Annotated in this window: 18 protein-coding genes; 7 read left to right on the top strand and 11 right to left on the bottom strand. The window is 65.4% G+C overall.

The window, feature by feature from the left end:
* The first annotated feature begins 18 nt into the window (after positions 1–18).
* Together MI302_RS11690 and MI302_RS11695 are read left to right on the top strand one after the other, a co-directional pair.
* Complete coding sequence (locus tag MI302_RS11690) at positions 19–324, top strand: type II toxin-antitoxin system Phd/YefM family antitoxin (protein WP_126164253.1); 306 nt, start codon at positions 19–21, stop codon at positions 322–324.
* Between the two features lie 13 nt (positions 325–337).
* Complete coding sequence (locus MI302_RS11695) at positions 338–898, top strand: 5-formyltetrahydrofolate cyclo-ligase (protein WP_026328974.1); 561 nt, start codon at positions 338–340, stop codon at positions 896–898.
* Here the strand turns inward: MI302_RS11695 and MI302_RS11700 are convergent.
* The 5 genes from MI302_RS11700 to dnaX form a co-directional block, all read right to left on the bottom strand.
* Positions 895–1,809, bottom strand: coding sequence for a 2-oxoacid:ferredoxin oxidoreductase subunit beta (locus tag MI302_RS11700; protein ID WP_239725866.1), 915 nt, complete (start codon positions 1,807–1,809; stop codon positions 895–897). The two genes, MI302_RS11695 and MI302_RS11700, sit on opposite strands and share 4 nt — an antisense overlap.
* Position 1,810: 1 nt before the next feature.
* Positions 1,811–3,664 (bottom strand): 2-oxoacid:acceptor oxidoreductase subunit alpha, encoded by a 1,854-nt coding sequence (locus tag MI302_RS11705; RefSeq protein WP_239725867.1) that lies wholly within the window; start codon positions 3,662–3,664, stop codon positions 1,811–1,813.
* Positions 3,665–3,737: 73 nt separating this feature from the next.
* Positions 3,738–4,199, bottom strand: coding sequence for an HD domain-containing protein (locus tag MI302_RS11710; RefSeq protein ID WP_126164475.1), 462 nt, complete (start codon positions 4,197–4,199; stop codon positions 3,738–3,740).
* A gap of 49 nt (positions 4,200–4,248) precedes the next feature.
* Positions 4,249–4,530 (bottom strand): metal-sensitive transcriptional regulator, encoded by a 282-nt coding sequence (locus MI302_RS11715; protein WP_126164476.1) that lies wholly within the window; start codon positions 4,528–4,530, stop codon positions 4,249–4,251.
* Positions 4,531–4,537: 7 nt separating this feature from the next.
* Positions 4,538–6,403: a DNA polymerase III subunit gamma/tau gene (dnaX, locus tag MI302_RS11720; RefSeq protein WP_126187072.1), complete on the bottom strand. Its 1,866-nt coding sequence runs from the start codon at positions 6,401–6,403 to the stop codon at positions 4,538–4,540.
* A gap of 17 nt (positions 6,404–6,420) precedes the next feature.
* On the opposite strand from dnaX, the gene MI302_RS11725 reads away from it, so the two are divergent.
* Both MI302_RS11725 and argB read left to right on the top strand, forming a co-directional pair.
* Complete coding sequence (locus tag MI302_RS11725) at positions 6,421–6,912, top strand: hypothetical protein (RefSeq protein ID WP_239725868.1); 492 nt, start codon at positions 6,421–6,423, stop codon at positions 6,910–6,912.
* Positions 6,905–7,651, top strand: coding sequence for an acetylglutamate kinase (gene argB / locus MI302_RS11730; RefSeq protein WP_126201106.1), 747 nt, complete (start codon positions 6,905–6,907; stop codon positions 7,649–7,651). The genes MI302_RS11725 and argB overlap by 8 nt, the downstream gene beginning before the upstream one ends.
* Here the strand turns inward: argB and MI302_RS11735 are convergent.
* The 5 genes from MI302_RS11735 to MI302_RS11755 are packed head-to-tail and all read right to left on the bottom strand — an operon-like array spanning position 7,641 to position 10,196.
* On the bottom strand, positions 7,641–8,144 hold the full coding sequence (locus MI302_RS11735) for a type 1 glutamine amidotransferase domain-containing protein (RefSeq protein ID WP_038070872.1): 504 nt from the start codon (positions 8,142–8,144) through the stop codon (positions 7,641–7,643). The two genes, argB and MI302_RS11735, sit on opposite strands and share 11 nt — an antisense overlap.
* Positions 8,107–8,577 carry a CoA pyrophosphatase gene (locus tag MI302_RS11740; RefSeq protein WP_126169883.1) on the bottom strand — a complete coding sequence of 157 codons (471 nt, stop codon included), beginning with the start codon at positions 8,575–8,577 and terminating at the stop codon, positions 8,107–8,109. Before MI302_RS11740 ends, MI302_RS11735 begins: the two co-directional genes overlap by 38 nt.
* Before the next feature lie 29 nt (positions 8,578–8,606).
* Positions 8,607–9,203, bottom strand: coding sequence for a MazG family protein (locus MI302_RS11745; RefSeq protein WP_019550617.1), 597 nt, complete (start codon positions 9,201–9,203; stop codon positions 8,607–8,609).
* The gene (locus tag MI302_RS11750; protein WP_019550618.1) at positions 9,178–9,627 is read right to left on the bottom strand and encodes a hypothetical protein; all 450 of its coding nucleotides are present in this window, start codon (positions 9,625–9,627) and stop codon (positions 9,178–9,180) included. The genes MI302_RS11745 and MI302_RS11750 overlap by 26 nt, the downstream gene beginning before the upstream one ends.
* A gap of 8 nt (positions 9,628–9,635) precedes the next feature.
* On the bottom strand, positions 9,636–10,196 hold the full coding sequence (locus MI302_RS11755) for a hypothetical protein (RefSeq protein WP_019550619.1): 561 nt from the start codon (positions 10,194–10,196) through the stop codon (positions 9,636–9,638).
* Positions 10,197–10,286: 90 nt separating this feature from the next.
* Between MI302_RS11755 and MI302_RS11760 the strand changes: the two genes are divergently transcribed.
* The 3 genes from MI302_RS11760 to MI302_RS11770 are packed head-to-tail and all read left to right on the top strand — an operon-like array spanning position 10,287 to position 11,639.
* Complete coding sequence (locus MI302_RS11760) at positions 10,287–10,700, top strand: copper chaperone PCu(A)C (protein WP_239725869.1); 414 nt, start codon at positions 10,287–10,289, stop codon at positions 10,698–10,700.
* Positions 10,697–11,290: an SCO family protein gene (locus MI302_RS11765; protein WP_126169880.1), complete on the top strand. Its 594-nt coding sequence runs from the start codon at positions 10,697–10,699 to the stop codon at positions 11,288–11,290. The genes MI302_RS11760 and MI302_RS11765 overlap by 4 nt, the downstream gene beginning before the upstream one ends.
* Positions 11,291–11,300: 10 nt before the next feature.
* A complete protein-coding gene (locus MI302_RS11770) occupies positions 11,301–11,639 on the top strand; it encodes a dolichyl-phosphate-mannose-protein mannosyltransferase (RefSeq protein ID WP_239725870.1) in 339 nt (112 codons plus the stop codon).
* 12 nt (positions 11,640–11,651) lie between these two features.
* On the opposite strand, the gene MI302_RS11775 is transcribed toward MI302_RS11770, so the two are convergent.
* The gene (locus MI302_RS11775) at positions 11,652–12,794 is read right to left on the bottom strand and encodes a transposase (protein WP_239725871.1); all 1,143 of its coding nucleotides are present in this window, start codon (positions 12,792–12,794) and stop codon (positions 11,652–11,654) included.
* Positions 12,795–12,908 lie beyond the last annotated feature (114 nt).

A 12,908-nucleotide genomic window follows, 5' to 3' on the forward strand; every position in this document is an offset into this window, starting at 1 on the left:
GGTATACTGATTAATGTAATGATTGAGGACACCGGCACCCCCATCTCCGCCACCGAGGCCCGGGTTCACTTTGGGGAGGTCCTCCAACGCGTGGCCCAGGGAGAAACCCTGGTGGTGGAACGGGGAGGAAGAGCCGTAGCGGTCATCCTGTCCGTGGAAGAATACGAGCGGCTCCGGAAAGCGCCTAAGCAACAAGAGATCCTCGATGCGCTTTGGAGGCTGGGCCAGGAGATCCGAAGCCACCTACAAGGACCCATCTCTTCCCCAGAGGAAGTCATACGGGCGATGCGGGAGGAACGCACCCTTGAACTGGGCGGTTCTTGACGCAAGCTTCCTCATGACCCTGGGCCAACTTAGGGAAGAAGTCTGGAACACCTTAGCCCGCTACGACCTGGCCCTTCACCCCACGCCTCCCCACGGCCACCACCCCAACTTCCTGGGAGCCAAAAAGGCAGCGGGGCTCCTCCTCCGCACCCCGGAGTTTCAAAGGGCCAGGCTCATCCTGGCGGGCATGGATGCGGTGCTGAAACCCTTGCGGGAAGAGGCCCTGAAGGCAGGAAAGGCCCTGATCCTCCCCCACCCCGACCGGCCGGGGGAGTTCGTGCTCCTTAAGGACCTGGACCCAAGAAAGCTCAAGCGGGTGCGGGAGGCCTACCGCTACGGGGTGAAGGTGGACCTAAAGGAGCAGCCCATAGACCTGGTCCTCATCGGGGCCGTGGCCGTGGATGAAGAGGGGGGCTGGGTGGGGAAGGGCTATGGCTTTCCCCAGGCCTGGCTTGCCGTGGAGGCCCCCTTCGCCACCCTGGCCCACGCCCTCATGGTCTACCCCAAGCTTCCGGTGGAGCCGGAGCGCCGGGTGGACCTCATCGCCACCCCGGCGCGGCTCATCCGGCCTTAAAGGGCGAACTCCTTAAGGAGGCCCTCGAGGTCCAGGGGTTCCTGTTGCCCTAAGGCAGGGTAGACCTCAGGGTAGCGGGGCAGATAGGCCTTGAGGCGCTCCTCAAAGGTGGGCACCTCCGCCTTCCAGAAGACCCCTATGGGGATCCGCTCCCCCCATTCCGCCGCCTTCTCCTGGAACTGAGCCATCTTTTTGTCCAGCTCCTCAGGAGGAAGCCCCTCGGGAACATGGGGATCGTACCCCTCGTCCTGGAGCCTATAGATCCTAGGGGCAAACCACTCCTTGGTGTGCAGGTCGTTGTAGGTGGGGCAGGGCTGGAGGACATGCAGAAAGGCCAGGCCCTTGTGGCTAAGGCCCTCCTTGATGAGCTCCTTCAGGCTCTTCACGTCGTAGGCGTAGCCCCGGGCGATCCAGGTGTAGCCCGAGGCGAAGGCCAGAAGCAGGGGGTTGACGCGCCCCTGGGGGTTGGGCTTGGGAAGGCTTTTGGTCTTCTCCCCTAGGCCCAAGGTGGGCCCCGCCTGCCCCTTGGTGAGACCGTAGACCTCGTTGTCGTAGAGGATGTAGAGCATGTCCACGTTGCGGCGGCCTGCCGCCACGAAGTGCCCGGCCCCGATCCCCAGACCGTCCCCGTCCCCCCCCACCGCCACCACGGTGAGGTGGGGGTTGGCCAGCTTGGCCCCTTGGGCGATGGGGAGGACGCGGCCGTGGAGGGTGTGGACCCCGTAGACATTGAGGTAATGGGGGGTCTTGGCCGAGCAGCCGATCCCCGAGAAGACCACCGTCTGGCTTGGGTCCAGCCTGAGCTCAAAGAGGGCCATCTGCAGGGCCGAGAGGATGCCGAAGTCCCCACAGCCCGGGCACCAGTCCGGATGCTTGTCCGCCTTGTAGTCGGTAAGCTTGAGCTCTACCACGCTACACCCCTTTCCTGAGCACGATCCTCCCCGGGGCCTGGCCCTTCTTGACGGCCTTCAGGGCCTCCACGGCCTCCTCCAGGGTGATGGGCCGGCCGTTGTACTTCACCACCCGATGGTGAACCTTCTTCAGGGTCTCCTGCTGGACCAAATCGGCGAGCTGCCCCGAGTAGTTGTGCTCCACGGTGACGAGCCTTTTCCCCTCCAGGAGGTGGGCGATCTCCGGGAAGGGCCAGAGGAGCCTTAGGTGCAGGTACCCCACCCCCTCGAGGTGGTCCAGGGCCTCGAGGAGGGTGCTCTTCACCGAGCCGAAGCCCAGGACCAGGACCTCCCCATCCCGGAAGAGGGTGTACTGGTCGGCGAGGGGGATCTCCTTCCGGGCGGTGAGGAGCTTCTGCATGCGCTTTTCCATCTGGGCCTCCCGGAGGACGGGGTCCTCGGTGATGTGCCCCAGGGGGTCGTGCTCGTCCGAGGTCATCCAGTAGAAGACCCCGGGCGTGCCCAGGGGGGCGAAGGGAGAGATGCCGTCCTCCGTGGGGGCGTAGCGGGCATAGGGGGCGGGCTTTCCCTCCTTTGGGGCAAGGCGCCTTGCCCCGTCCAAGGCCAGGGGCTTCAGGGTCTCCTGGGGGAGGATCTGTCCAGTGCTCGCCAGGAACTTGTCCAGGAGGTGGACCACCACCGTCTGGTACCGCCAGGCCCAGGCCAAAGCCTTCTGGGCATCCAAGAAGGCGTCCAGGAGGTCCCCCGAGGCCAGGACGATCCTGGGATACTCCCCGTGCCCGCCCCGGATGGCGAACATCAAGTCGCCCTGCTCGGTGCGGGTGGGAAGGCCGGTGCTCGGGCCACCCCGCTGGTAGAGGGTCACCACCAAGGGGGCCTCGATCATGCCGGCAAAGCCCATGCCCTCGGCCATGAGGCTGAAGCCGGGCCCGCTGGTGGCGGTGGCCGCCTTCGCCCCAGCGAGGGCCGCCCCCACGGCCATGGTCACGGCGGCGATCTCGTCTTCCGTTTGGACCACGGCCACGTCGGCCCCCGTGAAAGCGGTGTGGGCCTCGAGGTAGGTGGACTCGTCCGTGGCCGGGCTTATGGGGTAGTAGGTCTGGAAGCGAAGCCCGCCCGCCAGCTTGCCCAAGGCCGCCGCCTGGGCCCCGGTGAGGTAGACCCGGCCTGGCTCGTACCCGTTTAGGTGGAGCTGGAAGGAAAGCTTGGGGACCTCCTCCCGGTAGACCGCCTGGGCCACACTTTGGTTCAGCTCCAGCACCTTGCCCCTAAACTGAAGGGCCAAGGCCTCCAGCAAGGGCTCTAAGGGAAAGCCCAGAAAGTGAAGGCTTGCCGCCACGGCGATGGTGTTCAGGGTGCGCCGGGCTTGAAGGGAAGGGACACCCAGCTCCGCCCCGATCCGGTCCGCCACCTCCTCAAAGGGGTAGGGCAGGGGCTGGACCCCGGCCTCCACGTACGCCTGAAGGATCTCCCTAAGGCTCGGGTCCTCCCGGCCCAGGCGCTCCCTGAGGTCCTCGGCCACCCGGTGGTCCAGCATGGGGAGCTTGTGGACCGTGAGGTCCAAGACCTTGGGGTCGTAGAGGAGCACCCCCCCTTCCCGCACCTCCCCCAGGTGGCGGGCCAAGGTCTCCCCGTCCAGGGCCACCAGGAAGTCCACCCGGTCCCGGAAAGAGGCCACGGGTTTTCGCGCAAGCCGCACGTCCAGGTAGGAGTGCCGCCCCATGATGTTGGAGTGGTACTCCCGCTTGGTGGCCACCCACCAGCCGCCCTTGGCCACGGCCCGGGCAAACAAGGTGGCCGCCGTCTCTATCCCGCCCCCTTGGGGGCCGCCCACGCGCCAGGTGAAGTCATCCATAAGCCCTCCTTCGCTCATTGATACCCTACTCCTTAAGGGTCCAGCTTGGCTAGGGGCATTTGCCCAAAGGGGGCTATTCCTCCTGGTCCGCCTGGTGGAGCCTTTGGCCCCAGAGGCTTTGCGGGCGGTGGTGCTCCAGGACCAAAGCCCGCACCTCGGGGTCCTGAATGCGCTCCGCAGCGTACAGGGGGTGGTGGCGGCGCACCTGGAAGGCCCCCAAGATCCCCTTGCGCAGGGGATAAGGGGGTACGGGGAGGGCGTAAAGCCCGGTGAGGATGCGCTCCAGGGGACGGTAGGGCCTCAGGGCCTTTCCCGCATCGTGAAGAAGGGCAGCCCGGATGGCGAAGGCAGGGGCCTCAGGGTAGTGCTTCAGGAGCCGGCGGGCCACCCGCACCGCATGGGCCCGGTCCCTGGGGTCCATGGAAAGGTAAAGGGTGCGCTCCTCCTCCTGCAGAAAGGCCAGGGCGAAGGCATCGTCCGGCTCCTCGCCTCGAGGGAAAAAAGCCTGAAAGAGGCGCCTGAGCCTCTTCGGCACCTTCCCAAACCCTCGTCCTAAGCCCGGGCTCCTGCGACCCAGCAAGGGGCTAGATGAACTTCTTCAGCATGGTGGCGATCTCCCCGGGCTTTTTGGGGTCCACCTTGCCCTCGGAAACCTCGGCGGCGCAGATGTTGAGGAACTCCTCCAGGATCAAGGTGGCCGCCGCCTCCATGGCCTTCTTGGTGGCGGTCATCTGGGTAAGCACCTCATCGCAAGGGCGCCCCTCCGCCACCATCTTCTGCAAACCCCTCACCTGGCCTTCGATACGTCGTAGCCGCTTAAGGATGTTTTCTACGGTCTCTTGCCTCAGCTCGGTGGTCTTGGTCATGAGGGCATTATATACCAGTACCCCCTATGTCGTCTTCACTCAGCGGTTCCTCGGCCTCGGGAAGCCTGGGCCTGCGCACCCATAGAAGCCGCGCCCCCAGGAGCCGGGCGATCTCCGCCAGGCGCCGGTTGGGATCCTCAGGAGGCCTGATGGGGTCCTCCGCCGGAGCCTCTTGGCCAAAGGGATCCACCTCCCCTCGCCAAGAAGCCTCTGCGGATGGTGGCCTTTCGGCTGGCTCGGGCAAGGCATCCCACGGCTCCTCCTCCCCTTCAGGAAAACCCCTGGCCTCCTGGACACTCCCTTTGGGCAGGGCCGGGGAAGCGGGCTCGGAGGCCTTGGGCTCTTCCGAACGCCCACGTTTTTCCCCGGGCAAAGGAAGGTTCCGGGACGGGGGCCTAGGGTCTAGGCTTTTTTTTTCCAGGAGAAAGGCCACCTCCTCCACCCCGAAGTGGGCCCGCACCAGGGGGAGAAGGATGGCCCTTTGCTCCTCAGCCCGCTTGTGGTGGAAGGCCTTGCTCTCGGGGAAGCGAAGCACCAAGCGCCCTTCTTCCAGGTCCGGCCGGGCCTCCCTGAGGAAGGCCCTCAGGGTGGGCTTCAGGGCCTCGAGGAGCGCCCGCCACCTCCCGGCCAGGTCCCTTGGCATCTCCCCGGAAAGGCCTGCTTCCCTGGCGCCTGGTGGCACCAGGGGCTTGGTGGGATGGAACTCGGGCAGGTCTTCCTGGGAAGCCTCTTGCTTACGCAAATGGGCTGGCTCTTCAGGCAAAGCCGCCTCGGCCCGCACCGCTTTCCCGGAGGGAGGGCTGGCCTTGGGCTGAACCTCCCCCTTGCCCGGCTGGAACAAGGAGGCCGCCGGGAAAACCCTGGCCGCCTGCAACAGGGCTGCCTCCAGGGCCAGGAGGTCCGAGCGCTTGGCAAGGCGCTCCATGGCCTCGTCCAAGGCGGTGAGGGCTCCCAGCAAGGCTTCGGGAGGAGCCTCGAGGCTCTCCCCCGGCAGGCCGTGGGCGGCATAGAGGGCCTCCCGGAGCACCTCCATGAGCCCTCCCACCAGGCTCCTTGGGGCAAAGCCCTTGGCGTAAAGCCCCCTAGCCTCCGAGAGCACTTCCTTGAGATCCCCCCGGGCCAGGCCCTGGGCCAGGCGGGAAAGAGCTTCTCTTGGCGGAAGGCCCAAGGCCTCCTCCACCTGCTTTCGGGTCAAGGGACCTTCCAGGAGAAGCAGGCGGTCCAAAAGGCTTTCCGCATCCCTAAGCGCCCCGTCCGAAAGCCTTGCCACCAGGAGAAGGGCGTCTTCCTCCGCCTCCCTCCCCATCTCCTTGAGGATGCGCTGGAGCTTAAAGGCGATCTCCTCCTCCGTGAGGCGGCGGAAGCGGTAGTGCTGGGTGCGGGAAAGGATGGTGGGGGGCATCCTCTCGGGCTCGGTGGTGGCGAAGATGAAGAGCACGTGGGGCGGGGGCTCCTCCAGGGTCTTGAGGAGGGCGTTGAAGGCGCTTTTGGAGAGCATGTGGGCCTCGTCCAGGATGAAGACCTTCCTGGGGGCGGAAAGGGGGGCAAGGAGGATCCTCTCCCTAAGCTCCCGCACGTCCTCCACCGAGTTGTTGCTGGCGGCGTCGATCTCCACCACATCGGGGTGGGCTCCCTTTTGCACCGCCTGGCAGTGGGCGCAAACCCCGCAAGGGCGCTCCGCCTCCTGGCACCCCACGGCCATGGCCAGAAGCCGGGCGGTGGTGGTCTTCCCCACCCCCCGCGGACCGGAAAAGAGGTAGGCCTGGGCAAGGCGTCCTTCCCGGATGGCCCGCACCAGGGGCTCCTTCACGTGCTCCTGGCCCACCAGCTCCTCAAAGGTGAGGGGGCGGACCCGGCGGTAAAGGGCGCTCACAAGGGCTAGTATAGGGCTTGGTGCGGAGCTTTCTCTCCCTCCACGTGGAGGCCCCGCTGGAAAGGGTGCTGGCCTGGGCCCAGGACAAGACCCTGGGGGCCGGGGTCTACCTGGTTCCGGATCCTCCCTGGGTGAGCCTGTACCACGAGGCCCTCGAGGCCCAGGAGGACCCCGAGGCCATACGGGCCTTCCTGGAGGAGCTCTCCCAACTGGGGAAGGCCCTGGCCTTCCTGGTCCTGGCCGAGGAGGAGCTTCTCTTTCTTCTGGCCGAGGGGGGAAAGGTCCAGGCGGAGCTGGCCCAGGGAACGGAGCTAGGGGAAAGGCTTATGGCCCCTTCGGAGCTGAAACCCCTGCTTGAGAAGGCCAGCCGCATGCCCCCGGTAAGCGCGGTCCAGGCCCTGGCGGCCCATTTCGGCCTCCACCCCGACCACGCCGCCTTGGGCTTTTTGGACCTCCTGGAGGCCGAGGAGGAAGAGGACCTGCCCGAGGAGGTGATCTACCTTGAGTGAACCCTTGCTGGTGAAGGTGGGGGGAAGCCTAAGGGGTGCCGAAACCCTGCTGGACGAGCTCGCCAGCTACCCTGGCCCCCTGGTTCTGGTGCACGGGGGCGGGCCGGAGATCGGGGCCTGGCTTACCCGCCTGGGTCTGGAAAGCCGCTTTGAGGGAGGCCTGCGGGTAACGCCTCCTGAGCACATGGAGGTGGTGGAGATGAGCCTGTGCCTCACGGGGAAGCGCCTGGCGGAGGGGCTTTCCCGAAGAGGGCGAAGGACCCTTTCCCTTTCCGGTCGGGATGCCCTGTGCCTGAGGGGAAAGGCCCTCCCCCACCTGGGCCGGGTGGGGGAGGTGGTGGGGGTGGAAGTGGGATTGCTCCTGGACCTCCTGGAAAAGGGCTACACACCCCTTCTCGCCCCCATCGCCCTGGACGAGGAAGGCCCCTTGAACGTGAACGCCGACACCGCCGCCTCCGCGGTGGCCGGGGCCTTGGGGTGGCCCGCCCTCTTCCTCACGGATGTGCCCGGGGTCTTAAGGAACCCCAAGGATCCCACCACCCGCTTCCCCCACCTCACGCCGAAGGAAGTGGACGACCTGAAGGCCCAGGGGATCCTCCAGGGGGGCATGATTCCCAAGGTGGAAGCTGCCTTAAACGCCCTTAGGGCAGGTGCCCCCTGGGCCGCCATCGCCCAGGGGGAAAGGGGCGTAGTGGCCGGGGTCTTGCAAGGGGAGAGGGGAACCCGGTTCACCCTTTAGCCAGAAGCTCCAAAAAGGCCAGGACGAACCCGGGCAGGTCCTTGGGCCCCTGGGCGGTCACCAGGTTTCCATCCACCACCACCCCAGCCTCCTGGTAAAGCCCTCCGGCGTTCTCCAGGTCGTCCCGGATGGAGGAAAACCCCGTGACCCGCCTGCCCCGCACCAGCCCGGCGCTGATGAGAACCCAGCCCGCATGGCAGATGGCCCCGAGGGGCCCTCCCCCCTCCGCCACCCGGCGCACCAGGGCCAGCACCTCAGGGCTTCTTCTCAGGTAATCGGGGGCGAAGCCTCCGGGGATGAGGAGGCCCGCCAGCTCCGGTGCCTCCCGGGCGCTTACCTCCGCCTTCCAGGAAAAACCGGATTTGGCCCTGTACTCCCGGGCCTCAGGACCGATGACCACCGGGGTATACCCGGCCTCCTGCACCCGGTAATAGGGGTACAGGAACTCCCGCTCGTCAAAAAGGTCCGCCAGAAGAATCCCCACTCGCTTCACGCCACACCTCCAGAAACTCCTTAAGGATATTCCCCGTCACCCCCCAGATGTCCACCCCCCGCCAGGGAAAATGCCAGACGGTGCGGCCATGGCGCACCTCGCTCCAGGGGTTTACCTGGAGAAGCTCCTTCAACGGGGCCAGGAAGACCTCGGCCACCTCGAGGGGATTGGGCCTTAGGGGAGGAAGGTCCTCCCGGAAGACCACCACCGGCTGGACCAGGAAACCCTGGGGGGAAAGCACCGGGGCAAGGTACCCCAGGGGCTCCACCCCCAAAAGGCCCACCTCCTCCGCGGCCTCCCGCAGGGCTGCCTCCACGGGGGTTTCCCCTGGCTCCACCACTCCTCCCGGGAAGCTGATCTGCCCGGCGTGGGTGGGGAGGTGGGGGCTCCTTAGGGTGAAAAGGAGGCTTTCCCCAAGAAGGGGCACGGCCACCGCCGCCAGGCGGAAGCCCTCGGGAAGGGCTAGCCCTCCTGGCAGGCTCTCTGGAAGCGCCTTCTTAAGGCGGTCTCGGGGTCCAGGCCCCGCTTGGCGAAAAGCCCCACCAGGTTCCAAAGTGCCTCCTCGAGGTCCCCTTTCTCCAGGGCCGCCCTCAGGCCCTCCGCGCTTCCCGGATCCACGCCCTTTCGCTGGAGCTCATAAGCCCGAAGCAGGGTGGGAAGGTGCTTGGGTAGCCCACAGGGCTCCTCCTTTTTCCCCTCCTCCGCCTTCAGCTCCTCCCAGCGGGCCTTCACCTCCTCCGGGGTCTTGGCCGTGCCCTCCCCGAACACATGGGGGTGGCGGCGGATGAGCTTTTCCACGATGCTTCTTTCCACGTCCTCGTAGGAGAACCGCCCCTCCTCCTCGGCGATGACGCTGTGAAAGGCCACCTGCAAAAGCACATCCCCAAGCTCCTCCGCCATCTCCTGGGAATCCCCCTTCAACAGGGCATCCGCCGCCTCGCTGGCCTCCTCCAAAAGGTACGGGATGAGGCTTTCGTGGGTCTGGGCCCGGTCCCAGGGGCACCCCCCCGGCCCCCTGAGGCGGCGCATCACCTCAAGAAGCCGCTCCATGCCCCCCATTCTCCCTCAGGAGGAAGCCCCCTGCCAGGGAAAGGCCCACCAAGAGCAGGGAAAGGGGGTCCACCGGGGCCCGCTCCAGCACCCACCCCCCGGGCCCCGGGGCGGGTAGACCCGTGGTGCGGGTGAGGAGGAAAAGCCCCCCCATCACCCCCACCAGGTACCGCCCCAGGCGCCGCCAGCCCGGGCCTATGGATACCTCCAGAAGGGGCAGGAGGAGCAGGGAGAGGCCGTAGCCCAGCTCGAGGGCCAACAGGACCATGAAGAGAAGGGCGTACCAGAACCCCGGGGTCTGGAAGGCCAGGGCGGGGTTTTGCACCAGGAAAAGCTCCCCGCACAGCCCCCCGCCCAAGGGGGTCTTCCCGAAGCCCAGAAGCTGGAGGAAAAAGGGAAGGATGAACAAAAAGGCCGCCAGACGGAGTCGCATGCCCTATGCTACCGGTCCCGACGGGCAAAGACCAGGGCGCCCAGCAGGGCCAGGGCAAGCCCCGAGAAGGCCAGGTAAAGGAAGCCCAGCCAAGGCCCCACCTCCCCAAGCCGCTCCGCCACCAGGTACCCTATGGGCCCGGTGAGCACCGGGGCCTTCAAGCTGGCCAGGAGCCCCACCCGGTGGATCTCCTGGGGGTTGAGAAGCAGGGCCAGGGCGAGGAGGCCCTCCAGGGGATAGTCCTTAAGGCGCACCGCAGCGGGGGCTTCCTCCACCCTCACATCCTCCAGCAGGCATCCCTCGCACCCCGAGAGGTAAATGGCGGCGTCCGGCTCAAAGAAATCCCCCTCGGGCCCCGCCCCCACCACCCTTAGCCCCCGCACCTTGATCCCCGGGGCGAGGAGGCTCAAGGTGTGCCCCTTGTTCCCTCGCAGGACTGCCCCTTGCCCCTCCACCACCAGGTTCGGGGTGGAAAGCACCAATGGACCCCTTACCTCCCCTTCCAGGCGAAGCACCGGAGCCGCCAGTCCCGGAAGGGCCAGAAAGCCCAGGATAAGAACGGGCCGCACCGCCCCTAGGGTAGAAGGGAAGGGCGGGACATCCGTACTCCTCACCCCTGGGGAGTACATATGTCCTTCCCCTCCTGGTAGCCTGGAGGGGTGAGGTGGCTTTTCCTGTTGCTGGGTAGCATGGCCTTGGCCCAGGCTGTGGCCACCCCGGGCTGGGTCCGCCTGGTGCCCCCGGTGGTGAAGGACACCGCCGCCTACCTGACCCTGGAAAACCGGGGCAAGACCCCCTTGCGCCTGGTGGGAGCCGAAACGGAGGTGGCCGAGCGGGTTTCCTTCCATCAGGACCACCGGGAACACCGGGGAGGCCAGGTGGTCCTGGGCATGCGCCCCCTTCCCTACCTGGACATTCCCCCGGGAGGCCGGGTGGAGTTCCGCCCGGGGAAATACCACCTTATGCTGGAAGGGCTTAAGCGCCCCCTTAAGGCGGGGGAAAAGGTGGTCCTGGTTCTGAAGTTCCAAGACGGTAGCAGGCTTAAGGTAATCCTCCCCGTGGAGATGCGATGAAAAGAAGTTTTCTCTTACCCATCCTGTTAGTCCTCGCTCTGGTAGGGGTGGCGTTCCTCCTTCTGCCCAAGGGCACCCATAGCTTCTACGGCACCCGGCTTCTGAACCCCAAGCCCGTGGATTTCACCCTCGAGGGGCCCCAGGGCCCCGTGCGCTTGGCCGAGCTCAGCCAGGGCAGGGTGGTCCTCATCTTCTTTGGTTTCACCCGTTGCCCCGACGTCTGCCCCACCACCATGCTGGCTTTGAAGCGAGCCTACGAAAAGCTCTCTCCCAAGGAGCAGGAAAGGGTGCAGGTGATCTTCATCAGCGTGGACCCCGAGCGGGATATCCCACAGATCTCCGACCAGTACGCCAAGGGCTTCCACCCCAGCTTCCTGGGCCTCACGGGAAGCCCGGAAACCATCCAGGAGGTGGCCCGGACCTTCGGGGTTTACTACCAGAAGACCCAGTACCGGGGCCCGGGGGAGTACCTGGTGGACCACACCGCCACCACCTTCGTGGTGAAGGAGGGCAACCTGGTCCTCCTCTTCAGCCCGGACAAGGTGGAGGAAACGGAGAAAGTGGTGGGGGACCTCCGGGCCTTGTTGTAAACTATTTGCTATGGATTTCCTTAAGGATTTGTTGCAACAGCTTTCCGAGAAAACCCGTTCCGCCACCGCCGAGGTGGAAAAGCGCCTTCAGGAGCTGAAGGAGAAGCTGGACCAGGACAAGGACGGCAAGCCCGACCTGGTGGAAAAGGCTCTCCAGGAGGCCAAGAAGGCCCTCGAGGAGGCCAAGGCCCGCCTGGCGGAGCTGGACCAGGACAAGGACGGCGTCCCCGACAAGCTGAAAGAGCTTTCGGAAAAAGCGGCCCAGGCTGCCGAAGCCGCCAAGGCCAAGGCGGAGGAAGCCGCCCGCCTTCTCAAGGAACGCCTGGGCAAGAGGGATTCCCAAGCGTGACGACTCCCCGGACTAAAGTCCAGGGCTTCTCGGGCATGGTATTGCTACCCCCGAAGGCCCCGTCCAGGCCCTAGCCAGGATGTTTTGAGCGGCGGCCACGTCCCGGTGGAGAAGCGCCCCACACTGGGGACAGGTGTACGCCCGCACCCAGAGAGGCTTCTTCTCCCTATGGCCGCACACCGGGCAGTCCTGGCTGGTGTACTTGGGGTCTACCTTGATGACTCGCCTACCAGCTTCTTCCGCTTTGTAGGCGAGGATTGCGAGAAACTGGGCCCAGCCCGCGTCGTGTATGCCTTTGGCAACGTAGGAGCGGGAGAGAACAAGGATGTTCAGGTCTTCGTGAACAATGGTTCCATAGCGGTTTACGAGCCTCCTGGCGAGTTTGTGGTGGAAGTCTTTGCGCTGGTTGGCGATCTTGCGGTGGAGCTTGGCTACCTTGAGCCTGGCCTTCTTCCTGCGGTTGCTTCCCTTCTTCTTCCGGGAAAGCTCCCTTTGGGCCTTGGCCAGCTTCTCCTCGGCTTTCTGGAAGTGGCGGGGAGCCTCTACCATCTCCCCCTCCGAGGTAACGAGGAAGTGGGGGTTGGTGCCCAGGTCTATGCCGATGGCCTCCTCGCTTGGAGGCAAAGGCTTAGGGTCCACCTCGGTGATGAAGATGATGTACCAATGCTCGCCTTCCCGCTTAACCGTCGCCGTCTTGATCTTCCCTTCCAAAGGGCGGTGGAGCTTGACCTTGACGGAACCAATCCCGTGGAGGAGTACACGCCTTCCCCCATCCTGGAGCTTGACCCCGGTTTCGTAGGCCTGGGGGAAGGTAAAGGAGTCGTAGCGCCCCTTCCCCTTGAAGCGGGGGTAGCCTGCCTTACCCTTCTTGGCCTTGAGCCTCCGGAAGAAGCCCTGGAAGGCTTTGTCCACCCGGTGAATAACATCCTGGAGCACCTGGGAGTGGACCCTTTTGTACTGGGGCAGTTCCTCTCGTATCTGGGGCAGGTACCTCTTCTGTTGGTAGAGGCCGACACTTTTCCCGGCCTTCTTGTAAGCATCCCTACGCTCCTGCAAGGCGGCGTTGTACAGCTCACGGCAAAGCTCAAGGGTGCGCTCCAGGTCTTTCACCTGGGGCTTGGTGGGGTAAAGGCGGTATTTGAAGGCTTTGCGCATGGCTGGCTTCTTTTACATTGTACCAAATCCGTGTCCACCTGTGGTGGACGTGGGGGAGTCCATGTATCCCCGGTTTAAAAACCGGGGGATTATAGCTCCCCCACACCCCCTCTT

Source organism: Thermus sp. NEB1569 (assembly GCF_022385295.1).
Taxonomy (GTDB): Bacteria; Deinococcota; Deinococci; order Deinococcales; family Thermaceae; genus Thermus; species Thermus scotoductus.